4 protein-coding genes and 1 pseudogene are annotated in these 5,051 nt (G+C 65.5%); 2 read left to right on the forward strand and 3 right to left on the reverse strand.

The features are described 5' to 3' along the window. Nucleotides 1-192 (reverse strand): annotated as a pseudogene (locus tag GH737_RS15865) (hypothetical protein); the annotation flags it as partial. Between the two features lie 80 nt (nucleotides 193-272). Continuing rightward, on the reverse strand, nucleotides 273-743 hold the full coding sequence (locus GH737_RS12825) for a (2Fe-2S)-binding protein (protein WP_155265196.1): 471 nt from the start codon (nucleotides 741-743) through the stop codon (nucleotides 273-275). A 202-nt stretch (nucleotides 744-945) separates the two neighbouring features. Here GH737_RS12825 and GH737_RS12830 point away from each other — a divergent pair, with 202 nt between their 5' ends. Both GH737_RS12830 and GH737_RS12835 read left to right on the forward strand, forming a co-directional pair. Then, on the forward strand, nucleotides 946-1,734 hold the full coding sequence (locus tag GH737_RS12830; RefSeq protein ID WP_155265197.1) for an alpha/beta fold hydrolase: 789 nt from the start codon (nucleotides 946-948) through the stop codon (nucleotides 1,732-1,734). A gap of 163 nt (nucleotides 1,735-1,897) precedes the next feature. Then, entirely contained in the window at nucleotides 1,898-4,201 is a 2,304-nt protein-coding gene (locus tag GH737_RS12835) for a bifunctional salicylyl-CoA 5-hydroxylase/oxidoreductase (RefSeq protein ID WP_155265198.1), read from the forward strand. On the opposite strand, the gene GH737_RS15410 is transcribed toward GH737_RS12835, so the two are convergent. Next, the coding region (locus GH737_RS15410) for a hypothetical protein (RefSeq protein WP_230558803.1) at nucleotides 4,191-5,051 on the reverse strand (861 nt) is incomplete at its 5' end. The two genes, GH737_RS12835 and GH737_RS15410, sit on opposite strands and share 11 nt — an antisense overlap.

Consider the following 5,051-nt stretch of genomic DNA (forward strand, 5'->3'; position numbering starts at 1 on the left):
CTGCCGGTCCTCGCGGGCCGACTGGCGGTCCTCGCGGGCGGACTGGCGCTCCTCGCGCGCCGACTGACGATCTTCGCGTGCGGACTGGCGGTCCTCGCGCGCCTGCTGACGGTCGGACGAGTCGCGGGGAGCAGCGAGTGCCGGGCTTGCCGCCGCGCTCGCAAGCAACAGAGAAATAAGGAATTTACGCATGACAGTGACCTTTCGACATCGTGACATGCATTTGCGCTCGTCGACCTGAGCGCTCGCTTAACCGTTTCGGAGCCGTATATTCATGTTTCCAGGGGAGGTCCGGCCGCGGCAGTTCCGGCCGCGCGCATGATTGCCCTTTTGATGCGCGGATAGGCACCGCAGCGGCAGATGTTGGGAAGCGCCGCGAGCTGCTCTTCGCTTGGGCTGGGACTCGACTCGAGCAGCGCCGCGATCGCCATGATGAAACCCGGCTCGCAATAGCCGCACATCGTCGCCTGCTCGACCAGCCAGGCCTGCTGCACCGGGTGCGCGCGGCCCGCGGACAGCCCCTCGATCGTGGTCACCTGCGCGCCCTCTAGCTCGCCGATGGCGACGCTGCAGCTGGTCACCGCGCGCCCGTCGATGATCACGGTGCACGCGCCGCAGTCGCGGCTGTCGCAGCCATATTTGGTCCCGGTCAGGTTGGACGCGTCCCGAAGCGCCCACAGCAGCGGAGTCTGCGCATCCAGCCGGTACCGCACCGCCTCGCCGTTGACCGTCATGCGCGTCATTCGATCAACCTAGCGAGACCCGAGCCACCCGTCATGCTGAACTTGTTTCAGCATCGACAAGTCGATGTTCACACGAAGGCACGAAGAAGGAGGAAGCCACGAAGAAGAGGCGCGCTACACCTTCGTGCCTTGATTTCTCCTTCGCGCCTTCGTGTGCAAAAATCCGTTGCTGCTAACGGACCGCGAGAGGTTACAAGAAAGGATGCCGCGCATTGCAAGCAAAGATGGCCTGAGCATAGGCTACGCCGAATCCGGCAGCGGCCATGCGACTCCGATCGTCTTCCTTCACGGGGTCGGGTCTGACAAATCCGTATGGCGGCCGCAGCTGGAGCATTTCGGACAGCAGCGCCGCGCGATCGCGTTCGATTATCCGGGATACGGCGAAAGCGACACCGTGCCGGAAGGCACCACGCGCGACGATTATGCCTCCGCAATCCTTTCGGGGATGCGCAAGCTCGGCATCGAACGGGCCCACGTCTGCGGCCTGTCGCTCGGCGGCGTCATCGCCATCGCCATGCACCATGCCGACCCGGAGCGCTGCGCCTCGCTGATCCTCGCCGACACGTTCGCGGCTCATCCCGACGGGCGCGGCATCTACGAACGCTCGACCGCCGCGAGCGGGAACATGCGCGCCATGGCCGAGGCGCGGGTCGACGTCCTGCTCGCCCAGCCCGCCGACCCGGCGGTCAGGACTGAAGTCGTCGAGACCATGGCGGCGATCGACCCCGTCGCCTTCCGCATCGGCGCGGAAGCGGTCTGGCTCGCCGACCAGCGCGAGCGCGCGCACCAGATCCGGGTGCCGTCGCTGATTCTGTGCGGCGCCGACGACCACATCACCCCGCCCGCGCTGTCGCACGAGCTCGAGCGCCTGATCCCCGGCTCTCGCTACGAGCAGATCGGGCGTGCCGGGCACCTCACCAACCTCGAACGCCCCGATGGATTCAATACGCTCGTCGGCGCCTTCATCCGCGGCGTGGATTCGCGCAGCTGATTCGAGGGGTCTGTCCTACAGGCGCGCGGCTGTGCCATGCTGCGGCAATGCGGTTCCTCTCACCCGAATTGAGCTTCGTCCCTGTACCTGACCGCAAAGGTGGGCGAGACTGCACGAACCCGTCCGTCACTGCGAACATTCGCGAACATTCGGGTGGCCGCGAATGAAAATCGCCTGCATCGGCGGCGGGCCGGCAGGGCTCTATTTCGCCATTTCGATGAAGCTTCGCGACCCGGCGCACGAGATCGCGGTGTTCGAGCGCAACGCGCCGGGCGTAACCTTCGGCTGGGGCGTGGTCTTCTCCGACCTGACGGTAGAGAACATCACTGCCAACGATCGCGTTTCGGCCGAAATCATCACCAGGGAGTTCGCGCACTGGGACGACATCGACGTGCACTTCCGGGGAGAGACCATAACCTCGGGCGGGCACGGTTTCATCGGCATCGGCCGCAAGCGCCTGCTCGAAATCCTCCAGGATCGCGCGCGCGAGCTCGGCGTCGTGCTGCACTTCAATGACGAGTGCAATCCCGCCGACCCGAAGTGGCGCGGCTATGACCTCGTCATCGCGTCCGATGGCGCCAACTCTCGCTTCCGGGACGCAGACCCCGAGGCCTTCGGCACCGACATCGACGTGCGCGCCAACAAGTTTGTCTGGCTTGGCACCTCGAAAGCGTTCGACGCCTTCACCTTCGCGTTCGAGGAGACCGAGCACGGCTGGATCTGGGCGCACGCTTACCGCTTCGCGCCCGACTTCTCGACCTTCATCGTCGAGTGCTCCGAAGAAACATGGCGGCGCTTCGGTTTCGACCGCATGTCGCAGGACGAGAGCATCGCGACGTGCGAGCGGCTGTTCGCCAAATATCTCGACGGGCACGAGCTGCGGTCGAACGCGTCGCACCTCGTCGGCTCTGCCGCCTGGCTAAACTTCCGCCGGATCAAGTGCGAGCGCTGGACCAGCGGCAACGTCATCCTGCTCGGCGACGCCGCGCACACCGCGCATTTCTCGATTGGCAGCGGTACCAAGCTCGCGCTCGAAGACGCGATCAAGCTGGCCGAGGTGCTCAACCGCAAAGGATTGAGCCTGGAAGCCGCGCTCGACGAATATCAGGCGGAGCGAAACCTCGAGGTGCTCAAGCTCCAGAACAGCGCCCGCAACTCGACCGAATGGTTCGAGACGCTCGAACGCTACACCCATTTCGAGCCGCTTCAGTTCGCTTATTCGCTCCTGACCCGCTCGCAGCGCATCAGCCACGAGAACCTGCGCCTGCGCGATCGGCAATGGCTGGAGACGGTCGAGCGCTGGTTCTGGAAGCGCGCCACGGACGGCCGCTCGAACAGGACGGCGCCGCCGATGTTCGCGCCGTTCAGGCTGCGCGAGATGGAAGTCGAAAACCGCGTCACGGTTTCGCCGATGGCGATGTATTCGGCGGTGGACGGAGTCCCCAACGATTTCCACTTCGTCCACTACGGCGAGCGCGCGCTCGGCGGCGCAGGGCTGGTCTTCACCGAAATGACCTGCGTCTCGCCCGAAGGGCGGATCAGCCCAGGCTGCACCGGCATGTGGAACGAGACCCAGGTCGCCGCGTGGAAGCGCATCGTCGATTTCGTCCACGCCAACTCGAAGTCGAAGATCTGCCTCCAGCTTGGCCATTCGGGCGGCAAGGGTTCGACGAAGCTCGGCTGGGAAGGCAACGACGTCCCCCTCGACGACGGCAACTGGCCGGTGATGGCGGCGAGCGACGTGCCCTGGTCGCCGGTCAACCAGGTGCCGAAGCCGATGACCCGCGCCGACATGGACACGGTCCGCGACCAGTTCGTCGCCGCGGTGCGCATGGGGCTGGAGTGCGGCTTCGACATGGTCGAGCTACACGCCGCGCACGGATATCTGCTTTCGGGCTTCATCACGCCGCTGCAGAATAATCGCACCGACGATTATGGCGGCAGCCTCGAGAACCGGCTGCGCTATCCGCTCGAAGTCTTCGCCGCGATGCGCGCTGCCTGGCCGTCGGACAGGCCCATGTCGATCCGCATCTCCGCCACCGACTGGGCGGGGGAAAATGGAATCACGCCGGAAGACGCGGTCGAGATCGGCGCAGCCTTCGCGCGCGAGGGCGCGGACCTGATCGACGTCTCGGCGGGCCAGACCTGGGCGGGGCAGAAGCCCGTCTACGGCCGCATGTTCCAGACCCCGTTCAGCGACCGCATCCGCAACGAGGGCAAGCTCGCGACCATGGCAGTCGGCAACATCTACGAGCCCGACCACGCCAACTCGATCCTCGCCGCCGGCCGCGCCGACCTCGTGGCGCTGGCAAGGCCCCACCTCGTCGACCCCTTCTGGACCCTCCGAGCCGCCGCCCAGCTAGATTACCGCGACGTCCACTGCCCCCCGCAATATCTCAACGGCCTCAGCCAGCTTGCCCGCAACCTGAAGCGCGAAGCGGAGGCTACGGCGGCACTCAGGGTTTGAAGACGCGGAAGCTGTGCGGAGGGATTGAGGTAGCTTCCGGTTGCGCGGCGCCTTGGCGAATGATTCCGACCCTCGCGGCGTCGTCGCGGTAGTTTTCGACCACGAACGCGCCGTTGTCGTAGGTGAAGAGCGCGACGTGATCGGGCGCGTCGATCTGCACCGGAGCCTCGGCGAAGAGGAATTGCTTGAGCCGCGTGATCATCGGCTGCGGCAGATTGTACAGCTCGCCGAAATTTTCCGGCATGGTCCAGAGGTAGAGCGTGCCTTTCGAATAATGGTTCATCAGGACGATCGGAAAGCCCTTTGCCGCGGCGACTCCACGGATGATGCCCCAGCTGTCGTTGGTGTAGAAACGCACTTCGGGGAACAGGATCGGCTTGTCCTTGCCGGCCTGCTTGAGCTCGGTCCCGTTGCCCGCGCCAAAGCCGACGAAATATTGGTCGATGGCGATCGTGTGCCCGGTCGTCCGCCACTCGGCGAGCTGCTCGAAGCCGCGATCCTGGGTCGCCTCGAGAAAGCCCGAGGTGACGATCACGTTCGCGCCGCCGCGAAGGCTCGCGTCGATTTTCGCGATGATGTTCGGGTCGCTCACGGCTCCCTGCGTGAGCAGGATCGTGTGTGCCTGCGTGGGGTATTCGGGATAGAGCTCGATCGGCACGCCGAGGTTGCCGATATAATTGTGCAGGAAATCCTCGCCCGTCGCGTGCGGAGGCCGGTAGCTCGCGATGCCGACGGGATTGCCGAGCTGCCCGAGCACCGCGTCCGCCGTGTGCAGCGCCTGGTTCGCGGCGCTAGCCCAACCGTTGCCGCCGGCGGCGGGCCAGCGGAAGCTCGTCGCCTGCTTGGCCCA

The sequence above is a fragment of the Sphingomonas segetis genome (assembly GCF_009720245.1).
Taxonomy (GTDB): domain Bacteria; phylum Pseudomonadota; class Alphaproteobacteria; order Sphingomonadales; family Sphingomonadaceae; genus Sphingomicrobium; species Sphingomicrobium segetis.

Excerpts from the sequence above, each read along its gene's own strand:
- GH737_RS12825 (WP_155265196.1), bottom strand. The coding sequence starts at position 743 with ATGACGCGCATGACGGTCAACGGCGAGGCGGTGCGGTACCGGCTGGAT.
- GH737_RS12835 (WP_155265198.1), top strand. The coding sequence starts at position 1,898 with ATGAAAATCGCCTGCATCGGCGGCGGGCCGGCAGGGCTCTATTTCGCC.
- GH737_RS12830 (WP_155265197.1), top strand. The coding sequence starts at position 946 with ATGCCGCGCATTGCAAGCAAAGATGGCCTGAGCATAGGCTACGCCGAA.